15 protein-coding genes are annotated in these 24,873 nt (G+C 34.2%); 13 read left to right on the plus strand and 2 right to left on the minus strand.

The window, feature by feature from the left end; genetic code table 11:
* The first annotated feature begins 18 nt into the window (after window positions 1–18).
* From DMB71_RS14700 to DMB71_RS21975, 13 genes are all read left to right on the plus strand, one after another.
* Window positions 19–1,107, plus strand: coding sequence for a HEAT repeat domain-containing protein (locus DMB71_RS14700; protein ID WP_111367310.1), 1,089 nt, complete (start codon window positions 19–21; stop codon window positions 1,105–1,107).
* A gap of 173 nt (window positions 1,108–1,280) precedes the next feature.
* Window positions 1,281–4,031 carry a glycoside hydrolase family 78 protein gene (locus DMB71_RS14705; RefSeq protein WP_111367311.1) on the plus strand — a complete coding sequence of 917 codons (2,751 nt, stop codon included), beginning with the start codon at window positions 1,281–1,283 and terminating at the stop codon, window positions 4,029–4,031.
* 143 nt (window positions 4,032–4,174) lie between these two features.
* Window positions 4,175–5,320 (plus strand): sialidase family protein, encoded by a 1,146-nt coding sequence (locus DMB71_RS14710; protein WP_111367313.1) that lies wholly within the window; start codon window positions 4,175–4,177, stop codon window positions 5,318–5,320.
* Window positions 5,321–5,489: 169 nt separating this feature from the next.
* Window positions 5,490–6,374 (plus strand): sugar phosphate isomerase/epimerase family protein, encoded by an 885-nt coding sequence (locus tag DMB71_RS14715; protein WP_111367314.1) that lies wholly within the window; start codon window positions 5,490–5,492, stop codon window positions 6,372–6,374.
* A 125-nt stretch (window positions 6,375–6,499) separates the two neighbouring features.
* Complete coding sequence (locus tag DMB71_RS14720) at window positions 6,500–9,259, plus strand: alpha-d-galacturonidase (protein WP_239452983.1); 2,760 nt, start codon at window positions 6,500–6,502, stop codon at window positions 9,257–9,259.
* Window positions 9,260–9,620: 361 nt separating this feature from the next.
* The gene (locus DMB71_RS14730; protein WP_111367317.1) at window positions 9,621–13,142 is read left to right on the plus strand and encodes a malectin domain-containing carbohydrate-binding protein; all 3,522 of its coding nucleotides are present in this window, start codon (window positions 9,621–9,623) and stop codon (window positions 13,140–13,142) included.
* 154 nt (window positions 13,143–13,296) lie between these two features.
* Window positions 13,297–15,699, plus strand: coding sequence for a sugar-binding domain-containing protein (locus DMB71_RS14735; protein ID WP_111367319.1), 2,403 nt, complete (start codon window positions 13,297–13,299; stop codon window positions 15,697–15,699).
* 166 nt (window positions 15,700–15,865) lie between these two features.
* Entirely contained in the window at window positions 15,866–16,423 is a 558-nt protein-coding gene (locus tag DMB71_RS14740; RefSeq protein ID WP_111367434.1) for a YdeI/OmpD-associated family protein, read from the plus strand.
* 48 nt (window positions 16,424–16,471) lie between these two features.
* Entirely contained in the window at window positions 16,472–17,128 is a 657-nt protein-coding gene (locus DMB71_RS14745; protein ID WP_111367320.1) for a Pr6Pr family membrane protein, read from the plus strand.
* A 304-nt stretch (window positions 17,129–17,432) separates the two neighbouring features.
* Window positions 17,433–17,795: a BlaI/MecI/CopY family transcriptional regulator gene (locus DMB71_RS14750; RefSeq protein ID WP_111367322.1), complete on the plus strand. Its 363-nt coding sequence runs from the start codon at window positions 17,433–17,435 to the stop codon at window positions 17,793–17,795.
* Window positions 17,792–19,804 carry a M56 family metallopeptidase gene (locus DMB71_RS14755; protein WP_111367324.1) on the plus strand — a complete coding sequence of 671 codons (2,013 nt, stop codon included), beginning with the start codon at window positions 17,792–17,794 and terminating at the stop codon, window positions 19,802–19,804. Before DMB71_RS14750 ends, DMB71_RS14755 begins: the two co-directional genes overlap by 4 nt.
* A gap of 294 nt (window positions 19,805–20,098) precedes the next feature.
* Complete coding sequence (locus DMB71_RS14760; protein ID WP_111367326.1) at window positions 20,099–22,192, plus strand: alpha-L-fucosidase; 2,094 nt, start codon at window positions 20,099–20,101, stop codon at window positions 22,190–22,192.
* Window positions 22,193–22,567: 375 nt separating this feature from the next.
* Window positions 22,568–22,723 (plus strand): hypothetical protein, encoded by a 156-nt coding sequence (locus DMB71_RS21975; RefSeq protein ID WP_162614830.1) that lies wholly within the window; start codon window positions 22,568–22,570, stop codon window positions 22,721–22,723.
* 203 nt (window positions 22,724–22,926) lie between these two features.
* Here DMB71_RS21975 and DMB71_RS14765 read toward each other — a convergent pair whose 3' ends face one another.
* Window positions 22,927–23,640, minus strand: coding sequence for a LytR/AlgR family response regulator transcription factor (locus tag DMB71_RS14765; RefSeq protein ID WP_111367328.1), 714 nt, complete (start codon window positions 23,638–23,640; stop codon window positions 22,927–22,929).
* A gap of 72 nt (window positions 23,641–23,712) precedes the next feature.
* Window positions 23,713–24,771 (minus strand): sensor histidine kinase, encoded by a 1,059-nt coding sequence (locus DMB71_RS14770; RefSeq protein WP_111367330.1) that lies wholly within the window; start codon window positions 24,769–24,771, stop codon window positions 23,713–23,715.
* Window positions 24,772–24,873: the final 102 nt, after the last annotated feature.

A 24,873-nucleotide genomic window follows, 5' to 3' on the forward strand; every position in this document is an offset into this window, starting at 1 on the left:
TTTAGTTAAGAATAAAATTTGGAGAAAACAGTATTAAATTATTCAATCAAAGGCGGTGTATTTCATATTGCTTGGAATATGGTATTTGTGGTTTTAGGCATTTACTTTTTATCACTCATAAATGTTGAAAAGATTACCTTTAAATTTACGGATTTAGTATTACCAATTGTTGCTGTTTTGTTTATCATCGTTTATGGAAAAAAAGCAGTGATGACTCTTTTTAATTTTCATAAAAAAATAATATTCTCACAAGAAGGATTAGAACTGAATGAGGTTTTTTATGAATGGAAAGATATTATATTTCCAAGAGTTATTGCCAAAACAGAACACACGGCAAAGTACAATTTGTCCTATAAAGAGTTTTACCTCACTTTTGTTTATAAGCAGAAAACAATCGAAATAAAAATAGATGATTACAATGTATCTGAAAATGAAATTAAGGAACTTCTAAAAAAATATACTCCAAAGTTTACACCAAGCACTATGAGCGAGAATAAAATTGTTTACGAACCTATACATGATTTTGACCAAATCATCACTTTAGAGCAATATTATAGCCTTGAACATGAGGATTCGGAAGAGGCAATACAAGACGTTCAAAAATTAGCTGTTAAAGATTTAGATGGAATAAAACGTTTTTGTGAAAATCAACTCTTTGTGCAACCTGATAAAGTCAGTTTTATTTATTATTCGCTGAGTGAAGATGAAGATATTGATAAATGGGCAGATTTTCTTTCGGATGAATTTAGCAGAGTTTTTCAGATTGCATTAAATCAGAATAAAATTAAAGAACTAACTCCGGTTTTATATGAGATTTTAGTCGAAGATATAAGTTCGTATAATACGGGACAAGTTAGAGAAACATTACTAAAAGGATTAGATCATAAAGATTTAGAAACTCGTTTAAACGCTTTAGAATTTCTTCAAGATTGGAGTGATGAAGAAGTTTTAAAGAGTAATTCAATTGTAGTATCTAAGCTGAGACAAAAGCTGAAAGATCCAGAATGGAAAATGCGCTGGAAAGCAAGTAAATTCTTAGAACAATATAAAATTGCTTTTGAAAGCTTAAGTGCGCTGGATAAACTACGAAGATTTATTAATCCGTAATTAGGTTTGAGCTTCGGAGAAGCATAATATTTATAGCAAAATATATATCCAAATGATAAAAAGCTCCAGCGGAGCGATACCTTTAGATAATTATGTCGCTCCGCTGGAGCTTATTGAACTTATTATTATAAAATCTATAAATATATCGTCCCTCTGGGACTAAATATAAAATCATGAAAAAGTTTTTTTTACATCTTACCTTAATCATTTCACTTTTCACAATTTCGGCGAAAGCCCAAAACAAAATCATTGTAAGTGATTTAAAGTGCGAAATGCTGACCAATCCGGAAGGAATTGATGTTTTACAGCCAAGATTGAGCTGGAAAATAAAAGCAGATATAAACGATGTAAAACAAACGGCGTATCAAATCAAAGCTTCTTCAAGTTTAGAGAAATTAAATGCCGGAAACGGAGATTTATGGGACAGCGGAAAAGTACAAAGTGACGCTTCTGTCAATGTAATTTATAACGGGAAAAAGCTAAAAGACCGACAAGACGTTTATTGGAAGGTAACGGTTTTTACCAATAAAGGCGAAACTCAATCAAAAGAAACGGCACATTTTAGCATCGGAATTTTGACTTATGCTGATTGGAAATCGACTCGTTGGATTGGTTATGAAAAATTGTCGAAAGATGACAGCATTTCGCAGTATTCAAAATTGTCAGCGCGTTATCTGCGAAAAGAAATCAACTTGAAAAAACAGGTAAAAAGCGCCAAAGTTTTTATTATGGGAATGGGCTTGTACGAGTTGTACATCAACGGAAATAAAATTGGCGACCAAGTTTTAGCACCTGTTCCTACGGACTATACCAAAAATATAAAATACAATGTTTTTGATGTGACTTCGCAATTGAAAGAAGGTAAAAATATGCTAGGAACAATTTTAGGAAACGGACGTTTTTTTGCCATGCGACAAGATTATAAACCCTACAAAATCAAGTCATTTGGTTTGCCGAAAATGGCTCTGCAGCTATTTGTAGAATATACCGATGGAAGCAAAGACGTTATCCGAACAGACGATACTTGGAAACTAACAACCGACGGCCCGATTTTAGCTAACAACGAATACGATGGCGAAGAATATGATGCCCGCAAAGAAATGAAAGGCTGGAATACAACCAATTTTGATGATAAAAACTGGGTAAACGCCAGATACGTTCAGGAACCAGGCGGATTCTACGAAGGACAGATGTCGGCGAATATGAAGGTAAAACGCGAAGTAAAACCGATTTCAATTAAACAGACACCAAAAGGAACTTATATCCTGGATATGGGACAAAATATGGTGGGCTGGTTACAATTGAAAGTAAAAGGAAATTCGGGAGACAAAATCACGATGAAATTTGCAGAATCGTTACAGCCAGATGGTTCGTTGTATATTGCGAATCTTCGTGATGCAAAAACGACGGATATTTATACTTTAAAAGGAGAAGGTGAAGAAGTTTGGGAACCACGTTTTATTTTTCATGGATTCAGATTTGTTGAGATTTCAGGATTTAAAACTAAACCTGCTTTAGAAAATTTTGTTGGGAAAGTGGTTTATGATGATATTGCGACAACAGGAACTTTCGATTCTTCTAATCCGATTATGAATCAGATTTTTAAAAATGCTTGGTGGGGAATCAGTGGAAATTATAAAGGAATGCCGATTGATTGTCCGCAGAGAAATGAGCGCCAACCTTGGTTGGGAGACAGAACAACTGGAGCTTACGGAGAAAGTTTTTTATTCGACAATCAGACTTTGTATGCAAAATGGTTGGATGATATTAAAAATTCACAAACCATTGATGGTGGAATTCCAGATGTAGCCCCAGCTTTCTGGCGTTATTACGGCGATAATGTGACTTGGCCAGGTACTTATATTACCGTTGCCGATATGTTGTATCAGCAATTTGGAGATGCAAAAGTGGTAGAAAAACAATATCCATACATGAAAAAATGGATGGATTATATGGAAGAAAACTATTTGGTTGACGATATCATGACCAAAGATAAATATGGCGATTGGTGTGTTCCGCCTGAGTCTTTGGAGTTAATTCGTTCAAAAGATCCTTCACGTTTAACAGATGGTGAATTGATTTCGAGTGCGTTTTATTATCAGCTTTTAAATATCATGAAGAAATTTGCGGTAATCGCGAATGCTGAAAATGATATTAATCATTATGATGGATTAGCTTTAAGAATCAAAAAAGCATTCAACGCTAAATATTTCAACAAAGACAAAAACAGCTACGCCAATAATACTGTGACAGCCAATTTATTGCCTTTGACTTTCGGAATGGTTCCGGAAGAATTAAAACAAAAAGTATTTGAGAACTTAGTGCATGAAGTGGAAGTGACTAAAAATGGTCATGTAAGTACAGGAGTTATCGGAACACAATTTTTAATGCGAACATTAACTAATTTCGGTCGTGGTGATTTGGCATTCAAATTGGCATCCAACAAAACGTATCCAAGCTGGGGATATATGGTCGAAAATGGCGCTACAACCATTTGGGAACTTTGGAACGGAAACACGGCAGATCCTGCAATGAATTCGCAAAACCATGTCATGCTTTTAGGCGATTTGCTGATTTGGTATTACGAGAATATGGCGGGAATCAAGAGTAATCCTGAAACTCCAGGCTTCAAACAAATTATCATGAAACCTGATTTTAATGCAGGATTGACGTATGTAAACGCTTCTTACGAATCGGTTTACGGAACGATTAAAAGCGACTGGAAAAAAGATAAAAAAGCTTTGGTTTGGAATATTACAATTCCTGCGAATACAACGGCTTTAGTATATCTTCCTTCAAATGATGTTTCTGCTGTTTCGATCAATAAACAAAAGTTAGATAAAACTTCATATTCTCATTCAATAGAGAAAAATCAAATATTGGTTGCACTTTCGTCAGGGAATTATGCTATATACGTTAAATAACCTTCATTTTTGATAATTCGGGACAGTACAGGATACATTGTTAATTTTTTGGTGTTATTTTTACACTTATTAAATATTTTTACCCAAAAAAATGTTGGGTATGTATTTATAGTCAAAAAAAATAATTCATAATTTAATTAAGAATGAAGGTAATAAAATTAGCATTTGTCTTGTTTGGACTTTTCCTTTTAGGAAGTTGTAAGTCGGCTTTAGAGAAAAAGACTTGGAAAGAAGGAATCTTAGTAGATCAATTTATTTACGATAAAGCGCCTTATCCATCTTGCCACGCTGTTACAATTGTCGAAGCTACAAATGGTGATTTAGTTGCCTCATGGTTTGGAGGAACGCACGAAAGACATCCTGACGTTTGCATTTATGTGGCCATCAAACCAAAAGGAAGCGACACCTGGAACGAAGGCGTAAAAGTTGCCGACGGTGTTATGAAAGAAGGGCCAAGATTACCAACTTGGAACCCTGTTTTATATCAGATTCCGGGTGGCGATTTAATGTTATTCTATAAAATAGGTCCAAAACCATCAGAATGGTGGGGCGTAATCAGAACTTCATCTGATGGCGGAAAAACCTGGTCTGAGGCTAAAAAAATGCCAGACGGTTTCTTAGGACCAATCAAAAATAAACCAGTTTTATTAGGTAACGGAACTTTATTATGTCCGTCAAGTATTGAAGGCGACGGTTGGAGATTGCGAATGGAATCTACTCCAGATTTCGGAAAAACTTGGGTAATGGGCGATACGCTTCCAAGAGGAAAACAAAAAATCAATGCGATTCAGCCAAGTATTTTATTTCACAAAGACGGAAGTATTCAGGCTATCGGAAGAACTAGAAACAGAGCGATTTTCAGCACATTCTCAAAAGATAACGGAAAAACATGGTCAGATGTTGAGTTAATCGGATTACCAAATAACAACTCAGGAACAGATGCCGTAACACTTAAAGACGGCAGACATTTATTGGTTTACAATCATGTTTTACCTCCTGGAACAGAAGCAAAAGGGCCAAGAACGCCTTTGAATGTTTCGGTTTCAAAAGACGGAATTAACTGGAACGCTGCTTTGGTTTTAGAAGACTCAAAAATCAGTCAATATTCTTACCCATCGATGATTCAAAGTTCAGACGGAATGGTGCATATTGTCTACACTTGGAGAAGAGAAAAACTGAAATATGTGAAAATTGATCCAAGTAAATTGGTAGCGCTTCCAATTAAAAACGGAGTCTGGCCAGGCGAAGAAGGAAAAGTCGTAACAGCAGTAAAAGCAGAGGAAGAATAATAAAGATATAGCGACAGATTAAAAGGATTAGAAAGGATTAAAAAATCTGCTAGATCTGCCAAATCTGCGTGAAAAAAAAATACTCTCGCAGATTTAGCAGATTTTGGAGATTAACTTAGAATAAAAAAATCATTTTAATCCTTTTAATCTGTGGCAAAAAAATATAACCATGAAATCTAAAAGAAATTTATTTATTGCAATGCTTGTTGTTCTATCAACAACATTCAACAGCTGTGCAACGGCTCAGTCTTCCAATAAAAAGCAAAAATATAAAGTGGCGGTTTGCGACTGGATGATTTTAAAAAGACAAAAATTAGGCGCTTTTGGTTTGGCTGCTGAATTAAAAGCCGATGGAATCGAATTGGACATGGGAGGTTTAGGAAACCGTCCGACTTTTGACAGTAAGCTTGGTGATCCTGTAGAAAGACAAAAATTCCTGGACAAATCAAAAGAAACAGGAGTTGGAATCAGTTCAATTGCCATGTCTGGATTTTATGCGCAATCTTTTGCTACAAGAGAAATCACGCCAATGATAACAGATTGTATTCAGGCGATGAAAAACATGAAAGTAAAGGTGGCGTATCTTCCATTAGGAACTCAAACCGATTTAGTTAAAAATCCAGAATTGCGACCAGAAGTGATTAAAAGACTGCAATGGGCAGGAAAAGAAGTGAGTAAAATAGGTGGAGTTATTGCAATAGAAACTTCGTTAAGTGCTACTGAAGAGAAAAAACTTTTGGAGGAAGTAGGTTCAAAATACATTAAAAGTTCTTTCAATTTTGCGAATGCTTTAGATAATAAAAGAGACATTTCATCAGAATTGAAAATCTTAGGAAAGAAATATGTAGGACAAATTCATGCTTCAAACACCGATCAGTTTTGGTTAGAAAATGACAAAGCGATCGACATGCCAAAAATCAAACAAACTTTGGATGAAATGAAATGGAGCGGATGGCTGATTATAGAGCGTTCTAGAGATGTGACACAAGTTCATAACGTAAAAGCCAATTACGGAGCAAATGTGGCTTATTTGAAGAAGATTTTCCAAAATTAAAAATATAGTTTTCTCATTTTGTCATTTCGATGAAGGAGAAATCTCCACGAAAAGCTCTACAAAGATTGGATTCTCGTTGCGGAGTTACTTGCGAAGATTTCTCCTTCGTCGAAATGACAAACTAGATGGGAATTTTTAACGAATTAAATTATACCATGAAATATTTACAATTACTTTTTTTAGGTCTTTACGTCTCTTTCGCGACAGCGCAGAACATCAAAGTTGTGGTTGATGCCAATTCGCCAAGAGCAAAATTTGGAGCAGAAAAATTATCTGAAACACTTACAGCAAAAGGTTTCAGTGTAACTTCTTCTAATAAATTCAAAAAATCAAAAGATAAAGTAATTGTTATTGGAGAAAAAGGAACCGATTTCTGGAAACAAAATGCTAAAAGCGCTAAAATCGACGATAGCAAATTATCTAAAAAAGAAGGGTTTCAGATTCGCACTCAAAATAATGTTATGTATGTAGAAGGAACGGACGCTTCTGGAACTTTGTACGGAGCTTTGGAATTAACAGATAAAATTAAAAATTCAGGTCAGCTTCCGTCAGAGATTAATATTGATGATAGTCCAGAAATGGTTTTAAGAGGAGCTTGCATCGGAATGCAGAAACCTGTTTATCTTCCAGGACGTGACGTTTACGAATATCCATATACACCAGAAACTTTCCCGTGGTTTTATGATAAAGCCTTATGGATAAAATACTTGGATATGCTGGTAGAAAACCGCATGAATTCTCTGTATTTATGGAACGGACATCCGTTTGCATCTTTAGTAAAACTAAAAGAATATCCGTTTGCTGTAGAAGTAAGCGAGGAAGATTTCAAAAAGAACGAAGAAATCTATAAATTCTTAACAGTTGAGGCAAACAAACGCGGAATCTGGGTCATTCAGATGTTCTATAATATTCTTGTTTCTAAGCCTTTTGCAGAACATTACAACATTAAAACGCAGGATCGTTCAAGACCAATTACGCCTTTATTATCAGATTATACCAGAAAATCTATTGCGGCTTTTATCGAAAAATATCCAAACGTAGGATTAATGGTTTGTTTGGGAGAAGCAATCAATACGGTTGATGATGATGTGGAATGGTTTACTAAAACTATTATTCCGGGTGTTCGTGATGGATTGCAAGCATTAGGAAAAACTGAAGAACCGCCAATTATTCTTCGTTCTCACGATACAGACGGGCCTTTGGTAATGGAAAAATCACTTCCGTTATATAAAAATCTTTATACAGAAAGTAAATATACAGGAGAATCGTTAACGACTTATACGCCAGGCGGTCCTTGGGGAGAAACCCACAAACAATTGAGTGCTCTTAAATCAATTCACATTGAGAACGTTCACATTTTGGCAAACTTAGAACCTTTCAGATATGGTTCTCCAGATTTTATCCAAAAAACAGTAAAAGCGATGCACAGCGTTCACGGAGCAAATGCTTTACACTTATATCCGCAAGCATCGTATTGGGATTGGCCGTATTCGGCAGATAAAACTAAATCAGGAGAACGTTTATTAGAAATGGATCGTGATTGGATTTGGTACAAAGCTTGGGCGAGATATGCTTGGGACAGCAAAAGAGATCGAAACGAAGAAGTTAAATTCTGGGATAATGATTTAGCTGCGAAATTTGGAACTACGCAGGAAGCAGCAAATAATATTTTAAAAGCCTACGAAGAAACAGGAGAAATTGCTCCAAAAACTTTAAGACGTTTCGGAATCACAGAAGGAAACCGTCAAACCTTATTGTTAGGAATGTTCGAAAGTCAGTTGGTAAATCCGTCAAAATGGAGAGTTTATCCTGGATTCCACGAATCTTGCGGACCAGCAGGCGAATTGCTTTTAGAATATGCTAAAAAAGAATGGAACAAAGAACCACATTCTGGTGAACTTCCAACACAAATTATTGCAGAAATTACAGAACACGGAAGATTAGCAGTTGAAGCCATTGACAAAGCTGAAGCCAGCGTAACTAAAGACAAAGAAGAATTTGCACGTCTTAAAAATGATATTCATGCTTATAAGGCTTTCGCCGATTTCTTCTCAGAAAAAGTAAAAGCTGCTTTATTGGTTTTACGATACAGCTACTCAAACGACATTGCAGATTTAGATCAAGCAATGCCTCATTTAGAAAAAAGTATCGAATATTATGAGTTATTGGTAAACTTGACAAAAGATACGTATTACTATGCTAACAGTATGCAGACTGCTCAACGCCGAATCCCAATTGGAGGTGACGACGGAAACAATAAAACCTGGGCAGAGTTATTACCGCATTATAAGCGTGAATTGGCTAATTTTAAAAGAAATCTGGAGAAACTGAAATCCTCAAAAGACGGAAAAATAGAAACCAAAGAAGGAAAACCTTGGAAAACTGCTGATGTAACTTTCATCGATGAAAAACCTGGAAGTTATTTAGTAAAGACTGGAACGAAAGTGTATGGAACTGATATTTCTGAATTAACTAAAATTGCTCCTGAACTTCAAAACCTGAGAGGTTATTCGTTTGTAGAAAACGATCAGAACGAAAAAGGAACGCATTTGAAGTTTAGAAATACAAAAGCGGTTAAATTAGTGGTGGGGTATTTTAATTCAGATCAGAAGCGATTTTTACTACCGCCAAGTTTAGAAACAGATGCAGCAGGAAATGCACACGGTCAAGCCGAAGTAATTTTGGCAAGTGCCATGAATTTAAAAGAATTGCCTCGTGTAAACATTCATACGTATACTTTCCAGCCGGGCGAGAATAAATTGGATTTAGGAAAAGGAAAGGTATTGATTTTAGGTTTCATCGATGCAGATCAAACCATTACACCACGTGATGTAGGATATATTGATGCAGGAGAAAAAGCAGCTATTGACTGGTTGTTTTATTAATCTGCGTTCCTGCAAGGTTTTCAAAACCTTGTAGGTATCTATAAGGATTAAAATTAAAAGAATAATTTGGGCGTGTTCGCCGCGGCGAATCGGGCTGTACGTTCCCGCTTTTTTTGAGACGAAGAAAAATCGCCTCAAAAAAGAGCTCCACTGCCATCCCTCACGCAAATAAGAGGTAATAAACACAATCTTGTCATCCCGAGGAACGAGGGATCTCCGCAAGAAACTCTACAAAGATTGGCGACATTTCTATGCGGAGCTACTTGCGAAGATTTCTCCTCCGTCGAAATGACAAAAAAGCGGGGTAAGATTCGTAGAATAACTTAAACAACCTTATAATCACTTATATGGTTTAGAAAATATGAATAGAATAGTTTTTTTTATTTTTTGTTTTTTTTCAAGTCTTTGCTTTGTTTGGAGTCAGAGCAAAGATTCAGGGAAGTTTCGTAAAGAAATTTCGCTGAATTCGTCTTGGGAAACCGTAATCTTGGATAATCTTCCGCTGAAAGAAGAAGATTTCGTAGAAAATCCAAAAACTGATTCCAATTGGCAGAAGGTTAGTGTGCCTCACAATTGGGATCAGTATTATGGTTTCAGAAGAACAAAACATGGAAATTTACACGGTACGGCTTGGTACAAAAAATCATTAAAACTCGATAAAAAAGACAGTTCAAAACAGCATTTTCTTTATTTCGAAGGCGTTAGTTCTTATGCCACAGTTTGGGTAAATGGTAAAAAAGTAGGTGAACACAAAGGCGGAAGAACTACTTTTACTTTAGACATTTCCAAAGCGGTTTCTTTCGACAAAGAAAATATTATTTTAGTAAAAGCTTCACATCCATCATTTATTGCCGATTTACCTTGGGTTTGCGGAGGCTGTTCTGGAGAATGGGGATTTTCAGAAGGTTCTCAGCCAATGGGAATTTTCAGACCCGTTACTTTGGTCATAACAAACGATGTCAGAATTCAGCCGTTTGGTGTTCATATCTGGAATGACAAATCGGTTTCTAAACAAAAAGCGATTCTTCATACTACGACTGAGATTAAGAATTATGGTACTTCACAGCGAAATTTAACTATCGAAAATATTCTTTTGGATGCTTCAGGAAAGAAAGTTGTTATTATAAAAAACGACAACAAAATCAATTCGGGAGAAACTAAAGAAATAGCATTGACACTTCCTGAGATTCAAAATCCGAAATTATGGTCGCCATCCAGTCCGTATTTGTATAAATTGGTGACTTCTATTTATGAAAATCGAAAAATAATCGATCAGGTAACAACACCTTACGGAATCCGTTGGGTGAGCTGGCCGGTAAGTCGTGACGGAAAAGACAATCGTTTCTTAATTAATGATGAACCTGTTTTTATCAATGGAGTCTGCGAATATGAACATTTGATTGGAAAAAGTCATTCGTTTTCAGATGAAATGATTCATTCCCGAATTGAACAAATCAAAGCAGGCGGATTCAATGCTTTTAGAGAAGCACATCAGCCTCATAACTTATTGTATCAAAAAGAACTTGACGAAAACGGAATTCTGTTTTGGAGTCAGTTTTCAGCACATATTTGGTATGATACCCCAGAATTCAAAGAAAACTTTAAAACATTATTGAGAGAATGGATTAAAGAACGCAGAAACAGCCCGTCTGTTGTAATGTGGGGATTGCAGAACGAAAGTACAATTCCGAAAGAATTTGCGGAAGAATGCACGCAGATTATCCGAGAAATGGATCCGTTATCAGCTTCTCAAAGAATCGTAACAACTTGTAACGGTGGAGAAGGAACAGATTGGAATGTGGTTCAAAACTGGTCGGGAACGTATGGTGGAGATCCGTTAAAGTATCATTTAGAAATGGCGACTCAATTATTAAACGGAGAATACGGCGCATGGCGTTCAGCCGATTTACATACAGAAGGTGAGTTTGATCAAAAAGGAACTTTAAGTGAAAACCGTTTTTCTCAATTAATGGAAATTAAAGTTAGAGAAGCCGAATCTGTAAAAGATAAAATTGCGGGACAATTTAACTGGCTTTTTGCTTCGCACGAAAATCCGGGACGTGTACAAAACGGAGAAGGTTTCAGAGATATTGATAAAGTTGGCCCAGTAAATTACAAAGGTCTTTTTACGATTTGGGGCGAACCTTTGGATGCTTTTTATATGTATCGCGCGAATTATGTTTCAAACAAAACCAATCCGATGGTTTATATCGTTTCGCATACGTGGCCAAGTCGTTGGGAAAAACCGGGAATCCAAAACGGAATCGATATTTATTCTAATTGCGATGAAGTAGAATTGTTTAATGATGTCAATAAAATTTCACTTGGAAAACTAAAAAATCTGGGAATCGGACAGCATTTTCAGTTCAATAATGTAAATATCCAATACAATGTTTTATATGCTGTTGGTTATGTAAATGGAAAAGCAGTTGCGAAAGATTATATTGTTTTAAGTAACTTTCCAAAAGCGCCAAATTTCAATACTTTAATAACGGATAAAACTGATATTACAAAAGCCAAAAGCGGTTACAATTACATTTATAGAGTTAATTGCGGAGGCTCTGAATTAACAGATAGTTTAGGAAATATTTGGTCAACAGACAGACATAAAAGCGACCAAAATACTTGGGGTTCGTTATCATGGACAGATAATTTTGAAAAATTGCCAGACTTTTTTGCTAGTCAAAGAAAAACTTTCGACCCTATAAACGGTACAAAAGATCCTGAGTTGTTTCAAAGTTTTAGATATGGAGTTGATAAACTGCGTTACGAATTCCCAGCTCCAGACGGAGAATATTTAGTTGAACTTTATTTCACAGAACCTTGGTACGGAACAGGAGGAGGAATGGATTGCAAAGGCTGGCGTTTGTTTGATGTTGCCATCAATGATAATATCATTTTAAAGGATTTCGATATTTGGGCAGAAGCAGGACACGACAATGCCATAAAGAAAACATTCATCGTAAAAAGTGTTAACGGAAAAATTGTGATTTCTTTTCCAAATGTGAAAGCTTCGCAAGCGATAATTTCTGCGATTGCGATTGCTACGAAAGATAAAAATGTTAAACCTGTTGTAGAATCTCCAAGCAATATTCAAAATGTGAGTTTAGATTCTAAAGATTTTAAAATTGCGTCTTGGTTAGATATTAATTCAAAACAATATGCTGATTCAGAAGTTAGTTTTACCGAATTGCCATCAGAAGTTTTTGGTGCAGATTATTTACAGTTTTCAGACAATTCAAAAAATAAAGGTTCATTTAGTGCAAAAGAAGAATCGACGATTTATATTTTAGTTGACAGTAAAATCAAAACTGTAAACGGACTTTCAGATTATAAAAAAATAGAAGAAAAAGCAGAAAATAGCAACGGAATTTCATTTGATGTTTTCGCTAAAAAAGTAAAGAAAGGTGAGAAAGTTCTTTTTGATAATTCGGAGAATATAAGTACAATTGCTGTAGTTCCAACTTACGATATGGGTGAAAAAGACGATTCGAGACCAGTTGTAATTATCGAAGCTGAAAAGACAAAAACAACAGGTGACGGAATCGAAAAAGGGAATTTCAAAAAAGCCGATTATGTTGAATTTACGAAGAAAACAAATAACAGTATCGAATTTGATGTAAAACCAGGAGTTGCAGGAATCTATTTAATGCGTTTCCGTTTTATGAATCGAAACGAAACGCCATTAAAAGTAAAATTCAAAATGGAAGATGCGTACGGAATTTTGATGCGAAATGATACGATTGAGTTTTTCCCTTCGCCTGAAAAATGGAAGATTTTAAATACGACTTCTGGAGGATATATTAATGCAGGAACGTATAAAATAACATTGGAAGGTGATGATTTGAAAGGATTAATGTTGGACAATTTCGAATTTCAGTAAATAAAAAATAATCTCGCAAAGTCGCAAAGACGCTAAGAAAATTAAAGTATGTAAGTAATATAAGATAATTTTAAGTTTTGTCTTAATTGAACTTACATAACTTATATGGTTTAAAAAAAAAACTTTGCGTCTCTGCGAGAGAAAACTAAAGAATATGATTTTAAAAAAAATTACAATTGCCTTATTGTTTTCGGTATCAGTTTTTGCACAAAAACAAGCCAGAATTGTAGAAGACTTCAACAAAAACTGGAACTTCAAATTAGGAGATTATCCAGAAGCAATTAACGCCAATTTCAATGCTTCCGATTGGAGAACGTTGCAATTACCGCACGATTGGAGTATCGAAGGCACTTTTGATAAAGATGCTAAAACCAAACAAGCACAAGGATTTTTGCCTGCTGGAAAAGGCTGGTATCGTAAAGTATTTACAGTTCCTGCAAATTGGAAAAACAAAAAAGTCTCAATTGAGTTTGATGGTGTTTTTAAAAACAGTGAAGTTTTCATAAATGGAAAATCATTAGGAATTCGTCCAAACGGCTATATTTCTTTTGGTTATGATTTAACGCAGTATTTAAACTTCGGAAAATCCAATACTATTGCCGTAAAAGTCGATAATGATTCTCAGCCTAATTCAAGATGGTACACTGGTTCTGGGATTTATAGAAACGTGAGATTAGTTGCAACTAATAAAATTCATGTTGCAAAATGGGGAACATATGTCACTACAAGAATTATTTCTAAAGAAAAAGCTGTTGTTGATATTGATATCGATGTTCAGAACGATTTGAGTAAGAATAAGCTTTTTAAGTTAGTTTCGACAATTTTAGATAAAAACAATATTGAAGTTGCAAAAGGAATTTCAGATGGAAATATTCCAGCAAATTCAGAATTACAAGTTAAGCAGAATATTAATGTGAAAAAACCAATTCTATGGGATACAGAAAATCCATACTTGTATAAAATTAGCACTAAGGTTTATGATGGCTCAACTTTAATTGATACATATGAAACTCCGTTCGGATTTAGATTTTTCAATTTTGATTCAGAAAAAGGATTTTCTTTAAATGGTGTTCCGACTAAAATTTATGGAGTTTGTCTACATCACGATAATGGAGCTTTGGGTGCGGTAGAAAATATCCATGCTGTTAGAAGAAAACTGACTCTGATGAAAGAAATGGGAGCAAACGCTATTAGAATGTCTCATAATCCACATTCTTTGGAAATGATGCAATTGTGCGACGAAATGGGATTCATCGTTCAGGACGAAGCTTTCGATGTTTGGAAAAAGAAAAAAGTAACCAACGATTATCACAAAGATTGGGATGCTTGGCACAAACAAGATTTAGAAGATTTTATCAAAAGAGACCGTAATCATCCGTCAGTTATGATGTGGAGTATTGGTAATGAAATTAGAGAACAGTTTGATTCGACTGGAATTGCGATTACCAGAGAATTAGCTAAAATTGTAAAATCGTTAGATACGACACGTCCTGTAACTTCGGCTTTGACAGAAAACGTAATTGAGAAGAACTTCATTTATCAGTCAGGAGCTTTAGATCTATTAGGATTCAATTACAAACATGAAGATTATAAAGATTTTCCAACGAAATTTAAAGGACAAAAAATATTAGCTTCTGAAAGTGTTTCGGCTTTAGAAACGCGTGGACATTATGATTTTCCAGACGGAATTAAAGCGTGGCCAACGAAACACGGTGCGCCGTTTGACGGAAATGCCGATTGGACAGTTTCGGCTTACGATCAAGTAAAATCGTATTGGGGAGCAACGCACGAAGAAAACTGGAAAACGATTAAAAGTCAGAATTTCATGGCCGGAACTTTTATCTGGACAGGTTTTGATTATATCGGAGAACCAGATCCATATCCTTATCCTGCGAGAAGTTCGTATTTCGGAATTGTAGATTTGGCGGGACTTCCAAAAGATGTGTATTATATGTACCAAAGTGAATGGTCGAAGAAAACAGTTCTACATATTTTACCGCATTGGAACTGGAAAAAAGATCAGGAAGTCGAAGTTTGGGCTTATTATAATAATGCTGATGAAGTGGAATTATTCTTAAACGGAAAGTCGTTAGGAAAGAAAGACAAACAAAATGATGATTTGCATATTTCTTGGAGAGTGAAATTCGAGCCTGGAACATTAAAAGCTGTTTCAAGAAAGAACGGAAAAGTAGTTTTAGAAAAAGAAATTCATACAGCAGGACAAGCTTCTAAAATTGATTTAAAAGCGGAAAAAACTGCAATTAAAAATGATACTTACGATTTGGTTTACGTAACCGTTTCAATGCTTGACAAAGACGGAAACTTAGTGCCAAACGCAATGGATTTAATCAATTTTGAAGTAACTGGCGGAGGAAAATTAGTTGGAGTTGATAATGGTTATCAAGCCAATTTAGATTCTTTTAAAGCGAATTCCTGTAAATTATTTAATGGGAAATGTGTTGTGATTATTCAGTCGAATGGAAAGAGCGATAATATTAAGTTGAAGGCGATGGCTTCTGGTTTACAGACATCAACAATTGAAGTAAAAGTAAATTAATCTCGCAAAGTCGCAGAGACGCAAAGTTTTTGAACCATATAAGTTATATAAGATAATTTAAGTTTAAACTTATTTTACTTATATAACTTATATGGTTTATTTTTTTAATAAACTTTGCGTATCTGCGACTTTGCGAGATTCTTTATACATTTATAAAAAAAAACAAATGGAACCAACTTTCTTCGCAGATCAACAAGAATTTAGAAAGTGGCTTGAGAAAAATCATCAAAAGGAAAAAGAGCTTTTAGTTGGTTTTTATAAAGTTACAAGTGGAAAACTTTCTATAACTTGGCCAGAATCTGTCGATCAGGCGCTTTGTTTTGGCTGGATTGATGGTGTTCGAAAATCTATTGATAAGGATAGTTATACCATTCGTTTTACTCCGAGAAAACCTTCCAGCATTTGGAGTGCAATTAATATCCAAAAAATGGAAGATTTAACTAAGGCTGGATTAATGACAGAATCGGGTCTGAAAGCGTTTAGTTTTAGAACTGAAAATAAATCCAAAATATATTCGCACGAAAAGGAGCCTATTCCGCTTTTGGAGGTTTATGAGAAACAGTTTAAAAGCAATATAATTGCCTGGGAATTTTTCGAGAAACAAGCGCCTTCCTACAAGAAAGTTATAATTCATTGGATTATGAGTGCCAAACAAGAAAAAACGCAGCTTTCTAGACTTGAAAAAACTATTGCTGAGAGCGAAAAACAGAAGCGAGTACTATAAATATTTCGAATAAAATCGTTATTTTAGTCATCTGACTTTAAGTGAAATATGGAAAAAGAAAATACCACAACAATTAAAGGGGAAATTTTGCTGGGTATTATTTTTGCCTTAGAATTATACGCCTTGCCTGTACAGTTTTATTTGCTGTTTAAAAATCCTGAATTTACTTTTTTTAGCGCCGCAGTTCGCTTTTTTAGTTTCTTTACCATTACCACAAATTCTATAGTTTTCATTTGTACTGCGATGTTGTTGTTTGGCGGGAATAGTGCTATGAATACTTTCTTTAGAAAATGTACGACAATCACTGCGATAACAGTTTATATTTTGATTGTTGGAATTGTCTTTAATTTACTTCTTCGCTCAATTGTTGATTTGCAAGGGCATCATCGAATTGTAAGCGAAATTTTTCATGTCGTTGTACCAATTTTATTTTTCTTTTTCTGGCTGTTTTTTGTCAGTCCAGAGAAAATCTCTTTTATAACCATTTGGTTTTGGTTGTTATATCCCATTATTTATATGATTTATACCATATTTCATGGTTTTATTTCCAGCTTTTATCCTTATCCTTTTATTGATGTTACTAAACTCGGATTGCAAACAGCACTCATAAACGGAGTTTTCGTTTTAATCTCTTTTGTCGTTTTGTCTGTGATTTTGATTTCGATTTCAAAAATTAGGACTAAGAAGATTAGCTTGGACGACTAAAATAAAATATTCAATCTTCTACTCATAAATAGACAAAAAAACGAACTTTCTTCTTTCCTTCTTTCTCCTGAAATTTTTCTACAAACTTCCGATGGTATTAATTTAATAGATCAAAAATATCTTGTTTTTTGAACCTAAACTTTATTTTTAGATTGTAATTAATTGTTTTTTAAATTGTTAAATAAAAAAAATATCGTCTGAATGCTCCGTATTTATTAGTTTAACTAATTAATTAGTATAAATATTAATCAATTAGTTTTGCTACTAATTAATTAGTAGTTATATTTGTCAAAAGATTTCTACTATGATAAAATTAGCCAAACGAGAAGAACAGATTATGCAGGTTTTTTGGGATTTAAATAAAGCCTTCATCAGAGATATTATTCCATTGTTGCCAGATCCGAAACCACATTATAATAGTGTTGCGACGATTGTCAAAATATTAGAAGAAAAAGGATTTCTAAATCGGGAAACAATAGGGAATATGCATTGCTTTTTTCCAGTAATTAAAAGAGAAGAATATCAACAGTTTGCGCTGAAAGATGTTGTGAGCCAGTATTTTGATAATTCGTATCCACGAATGCTTGCCTTTTTTGCCAAAGAGCAAAAATTAACCGAAAATGAATTGGATGAAATCGTAAACATGATAAAAAAAGATTCTATATGATACCTTATATTCTATACACGGCGCTTATTCTTTTTGCTTGCCTTATGTTTTATAAGTTGCTTTTGCAGAAAGAAACTTTTTATAATTTGAATAGATTTGTTTTGCTTGCCTGCATGGTAGTAGCTTTTACTTTGCCGTTACTTCCGATTCCGCAGCAATTCTCCCTTCAAAAACAGAAAGTAACCGCAACTATTCCTTCCATAAAAAAAGCAGTTGGAAAAGAATCAACTGCTGAGCTGAAAACACTTCCTGTAAATGAAGTTTTAATAAATGAAACAAAGCAACAATTTAATATGGCTTTGGTCATGCAGTGGATAGTGTATTTGTATTGGTTTGGTGTCGTTGTTTTTGCGCTTAATTTTTTGATGCAAGCCGTTATATTATTTTACAGAGCGTACACATCAGAGATTATTCGGGATGGAAAATTTAGAATTGTCGAAATAACAGGCGATAAAGCACCTTGTTCTTTTGCTAATAATATTTTTATAAATCCAGAAAAATACGAGTGGGAAACGTACAATCAGATTTTGCTGCACGAAAAAATTCATATCGAGCAAAAACACACTATTGATCTTTTGCTTGCAGAAATCGTACTTGTTTTTCAGTGGTTTAATCCTTTTGCTTGGCAATGGCGAAAAGCATTAGAAAGTAATCTTGAATTTTTGACTGATAACGAAATGCTGCAACAAGGCAGCGTTGAAAAAGAAAGTTATCAATTTAGCCTGCTTAAAGTGGCGGCGCCACAATTTCCTTTGAGTCTTACAACTAACTATAATCAATCATTACTCAAAAAACGAATCATTATGATGAATTCAAAAAAATCAAACGTAAACACAACATGGAAATATTTTTTCCTGCTACCATTATTGGTATTGTTTGCCTGCCTTTTTAATCAACCGGCAGCGCAAAGTCAGACGCTAACTTCGAATCTTAAAAACGAAGAAACTAAAGCGAATCCAAACTCTCAAAGGGGTGATCAAACCGAAGGAAACTGGTTTGCCACAATCAAAGGCAATACAGTAGAAATGGAATTTAAAAACGACGAGAATAGCCACTCTACTCGTACTTATGATATTAGCGAGTTTAACGGATTATCAAAAGATAAACAAGGAACATTTTCTCTAACGCGTGAAGCGGGAACAATGAATTTTACTGGGAAATTTGACGGAAATACCGGAATGGGAACGTATAAGTTTGTTGGCAATAAAAATTTCGCCAAAGAAATGGCTGCACAAGGTATTACATTGGCAGATGATACAGATCTTATGGTTTTCTTTATTGTAAATATAAAAACGTCTTACGTAAAAATGCTGCATAAAAAAGGGTATAAAAATGTAGACAAAGAACAAGTAATTCCGTTGGCGGCTTTAAACGTAAGTGAAGATTACATTGATTCTATTAAAGATGCTGGAATTGGAAATATAGATATTGAAACGCTGATTCCTTTTAAATCCTTAAACATCGATAAAGCTTTTATTGAAGATATTATTAAATCGGGTTATAAAAATGTTTCACCAGAAAATCTGATCACTTTAAAATCTCAAAATATTGACGGAAAATATATTAATGATTACCGTTCTTCGGCAAAAACAAAAAAGAATGAAGATGGAGAACAAGATGAGAACAATATTATTGCTTTCAAAACTTTAAACATTGATAAAGCTTATATTGATTCTTTTAAAAAAATAGGATATAATGATCTTTCAAACGACGACTTAATTGCTTTAAAAGCTTTAAATGTAACTCCAGAATATGTTAGCCAATTCGAAAAAGTAGGTTATAAAAACATTTCGTCTGAAAATCTTACGGCTTTAAAATCGCAAAATATCACGGCAGATTTAATTAAGGAATATAAGGATTTGGGGTTCTCAGATCTAGATTTAGATGATATTGTGGGTGCAAAAGCGGTTGGTGCAACGCCAACTTTCATTAAAGCTATGAGAGAAAAAGGACATAACTTTAAAGATATTGGAAAGTATATAGCTTTAAAAGCAGTTGTTGGCAACTAAGCTGATATTGCTTTTGATAATTAAAGCAATACATTTTCTCTGTAAATAAAATATTCAAGTTGTAAGACTACAATCAAAATATACTAATAAAGCCCAAATCTACAGATTTGGGCTTTATTTTTTTAGACAATTTCAAAAACAGTTGTTTTAAAATAGTATACTCAAGCGAATAATTTAAATAAAACCATTTTATACCAAAACGCTTTAAAAAATGTTGTTGGTCGAAATTCTATTCGCAAGATTTCAATTTATACTACATTTATACTTTATAGACTATTCTAAAGCAAATCAGCAATGAAAAAAATATTCCTTTCCTTATGTCTTTTTGCTATAATTTCTAATGCTTCGAGTCAGGAATTTGCGAATGCTCCAAAGCCTTTTGGACCAGTTCCGACGCAAAAACAAATCGATTGGCAGGAAATGGAATTTTATGCTTTTGTGCATTTTTCGCTAAATACTTTTACGAATAAAGAATGGGGTTACGGAGATGAATCACCAGAACTTTTTAATCCGTCACAGTTGGATGTTCGCCAATGGGCGCGCGTGGTAAAAGAGGCAGGAATGAAAGGAATTATTCTGGTTGCCAAACATCATGATGGTTTTTGCCTTTGGCCTTCGGCATATACAGAACGTTCTGTAAAGAATTCTCCGTGGGAAAATGGAAAAGGTGATTTGGTTAAAGAATTGGCGGCAGCTTGTAAAGAATACGATTTAAAGTTAGGATTATATCTTTCGCCTTGGGATAGAAATCATCCGCAATACGGCAAACCTGAATACATTATCTATTTCAGAAATCAGTTGAAAGAATTATTGACGAATTACGGAGATGTTTTCGAAATGTGGTTTGACGGAGCAAATGGTGGTGATGGCTATTATGGCGGAGCAAATGAAACCAGAAAAATTAACTCACTTACGTATTATAATTGGGATGAAACGTATAAATTGATTTACGATATCGCGCCAAAAACGTTAGTTTGGGGAGTTGGACCCTCAGAAGCAAGATGGATTGGAAATGAAGAAGGTCGTGCAGGAAAAACCAATTGGTTGTTATTGCGCCAAAAAGATGAATTGGCTGGAAAAGTACATTATACAGAATTTATGTCAGGACACGAAGATGGCGAGAAATGGGTTCCTGGAGAAGCAGACGTTTCAATAAGACCAGGATGGTTTTATCATTCCGTCGAAGACGATAAAGTGCGTTCGCTTGACGAAATGGTCGATATTTATTACGAATCGGTTGGACGAAATGCCACTTTATTATTAAACCTTCCAGTTGATACTCGTGGGTTAGTTCATGAAAATGACGAAGCAAGATTGAAAGAACTGGTTGCGACAATTAAAGCCGATTTCAAAGCTGAACTATTAGCAGGAACTCAGGTTCAGGCTTCGAACATTCGTGCAAACGATTCTAATTTCGGTCCGCATAATGTTATCGACGGAAATAAAAATACGTATTGGGCAACAGATGACAAAGTAAAACAGGCTACAGTTGAATTTACATTCAAAAAGCCCACAACAATCAACAGAATTTTACTTCAAGAATATATTAAACTTGGCCAGCGTGTAAAAGCGTTTTCTATTGAAGTAAAAGTGGACGGTCAGTGGAAAACAATCGCCAATGAGACTACAATTGGCTATAAAAGAATTTTGCGTTTAGATCGTGTTACAGCTTCTACACTTAGAGTTAATGTTTTGGATGCAAAAGCTGGATTTGTAATTAGTACAATTGAAGCTTACAATGCACCAACTTTTGTAAAAGAACCACAGATTTTTAGAGATAAAAATGGTTTGGTGACAATTAAATCAGAAGAAGGAAATGCTGTTTATTATACTTTGGATGGAAAAGCGCCTAATGAAAAAAGCACTTTATATAAAGCTCCATTCGTATATAATAAAGAAGTAGAAATTAAAGCTATTTCACGAAATACTAAGGAGAAAATTAATAGTGGCATAAAGTCCGCAAAATATGGTGTCTCTAAAGAGAAATGGAAAGTGATTTCGGTTTCGAGTGGTGATAGCAAATTGGTTGAAAGAATTATTGACGGCAATGCTAATACAGAATGGAGTTTTGGAAATGATGAAAACAAGCTGCCACAAAGTGTTGTTATTGATATGGGAGAATTGATTAGTATTAAAGGTTTTACCTATACGCCACAACAGGTTGGTAACAATTTAAATTTGATTTCAAATTATGAATTGTATACAAGTTTAGACAGTTTTTACTGGGATAAACAATCAGAAGGAGAATTTTCGAATATTAAACATAACCCAATTGAACAAGTAAAGAGTTTTTCTGTGGTAAAAGCAAGATTTTTGAAATTTGTCGCTACAGCTGCGGTAGGAAAAGCGCAAACCGTTTCAATTGCTGAAATTGGAGTTGTAGAATAAAAGTCTTTTTTTTGGAAAACAAAGTTTTTTAAAAAGAGATGATATTGGAATATTCATTAAGACTATGTTATCCATTAAAACCCCGGAAGGGGTGAAATATTTATAGATTGCCATAAAGGAAATGAAGAAAGCTCCAGCGGAGCGACATATAATAAAATTGTAGAAAAATATGTCGCTCCGCTGGAGCTTTGATTTTGTAATCGTTGATTATTGCTATAAATATTAAGTTTCTATGAAGCTTTAAAAAAAAAGGAGTTGTTTTTTGAAGCTGCCTAATTTTGTCTTTTGCCGAAGCTTAGCCGTTATTAGTCGAATTTTTAGTACGAGCGGATAATATAATTCTACTTTTATCTTAGTAATTGAATGACAAGGCAAATGATTAAAGAAGATATAGGTTTTAGAGAAGCATTGCAATTTGAAGAGACAGGATCTTTGCCTATCAAAGTTTACGAAGAATTGGTAAGAATGCATAAAGGGGAAGCTTTTGCAGCAATAAAGATAATAGACTATTTCATGGTTTATTTTGGTTAGTTACCTATAATTGAGAGGAAATGCGGTCGTGGTTGGCCGCATTTTCGTTTTTATATATTTTTTTACCGCAAAGCGCGCAAAGATTTACGCAAAGGGCGCTAAGACTTTTTGCTTGGTCTAAAAAGAGTATAAAAAAGTTCGCAAAGCTTTTAATAAACTTTGCGAACCTTGCGTAAATCTTAGCGTGCTTTGCGGTTAAACCTTTATATGGAAGAGTTCAGGATTTTTTGTTTTACCTCGTCTATATAAGATCTTCCTATGACATATCTTAATCCTTCAATTTCAATGCTGTTTCCTTCTACGGCATCAATTTTGTCAATGGCGATGGTGTATGATCTGTGTATTCTTATAAAATCTCTTTCAGGTAGTAATCCTGTAAAATCTGATAAAGTGCTGTGAATGATGAATTTTCCTGAAGTGGTGCTTATTTTTAAGTAATCTTTTAAACTTTCGATTACTAGAATTTCGTTCAAGAAAATCTTCTTCATTTTTTTCTTGTCGATTTTAACGAAGATAAAAGGGTTTTCTTTATTGTTTTCCTGCGGAACTTTGCTGGCATTGTTAAGCCTTTTGTTGATTTTGTTGACCGCTTTCATCAAACGCGGAAATTCAATTGGCTTAACCAAATAATCTAAAACATCAAGTTCGTAAGTTTCAATTGCAAATTGGTCGTATGCACTCGTAATAATCAATAAAGGCGGATTTTCTAGACTTTTAATAAAATTGATACCGTCTAAAACAGGCATGTTGATGTCTAGAAAAATTACGTCAATAGTATTGTTTTTTAAGAAATTCAATCCTTCAATAGAATTACTAAAAGTGTTTACTAATTCTAAATCCTCAATCTGTTCAATATAATTTTTAATAACGTTTATTGCCAATGGCTCATCATCGATAATTAAACACTTTATTTTCATTTGTAAATACTATTTTAGGCCGATATTTGGTTTTTTGTAGGTATAGTTTTCTAAACCGATAAAAGCTAGGGCTTAAGTGACTTTTATAACTAGTTTAACGACAAAAATATTCTTTTTATTTTTAAATGAAAGCTTATAGTCATTTTTATTATATCCCAACTCAAGTCTTTTTTTTACGTTTTCAATACCTATACCACTTGCCTTGTTAAAATTATCTTTATGTACGGTAAATTCGGGCATAGGGTTTGAAATTGAGAAATATAAATAATCGCCTTTTACTTTAAATCTGATATCAATGAGAACATTTCCTGTGTTTTTGTTTACGCCATGTTTGAATGCATTTTCGACGAAAGTCAATAATAGAACTGGCGAAATTTCTTTATCGTGAATATCTCCCGAAATAGACATATCTACTTCTAAACGTTCTCCATTTCTAATTCTTTCCAAATCCAGATAATTCTGAATGCAAAGAATTTCATTCTCTAAAGACTGTTTCTTTTCTTTTGTTTCATAAAGCATATAACGCATTAGCTCTGAAAGTTTTAAAACGATTTTAGGAGTTTTGTTTGACTTTTCTACAGAAAGTGAATAGATATTGTTTAAAGTATTAAAGAAAAAGTGTGGTGAAATCTGAGATTTTAAAAACAGCAATTCTGTTTCCAATTGAGATTTTTCTAGATCGGTTACACGTCTTTGTTCTTGTAATAAATCGAGCGTGATTTTAATTGCAGTAACAAAAGTCATTACATACAATTCGCCCATCATCATATCTATTGTATAGTTTAATGTAAGTGTATTAATAGTCTGCGGGCCTTCTGGCCATACGTTGTGTGTGATTAATAAATAAGTCAGATTAAATTTTAGTACCACCATAACGAAAATGGCAGACAAAACACTCACTATATATAGGAAGTATTTTTTTTTGTAGACCAAATGTGGCATCAGAACTAAAATATTCAGATAACATAATGCCATGTGAATTGGGAAACCGAGTAAAGTGGTTTTTAATGAATAAACATAATCATTAAAATAGCTTCCCCAACGGAATGTATTAAACACAAAATACGTCAGCCAGAAGTAAACATGATAGCGAATAGGTAAACTGTATGGTTTGCTTGAGTTGAAAATCATAATCGTAGAAAAGAAATGTCGTTTGTTACTATTTTTTGATGTTTAGGGCTGTTTAAATGTCGTCCGTCTAAAAATGTTTTGGTAAAAATTGAATTTATCTAA

The organism is Flavobacterium tistrianum (assembly GCF_003254545.1).
GTDB lineage: Bacteria > Bacteroidota > Bacteroidia > Flavobacteriales > Flavobacteriaceae > Flavobacterium > Flavobacterium tistrianum.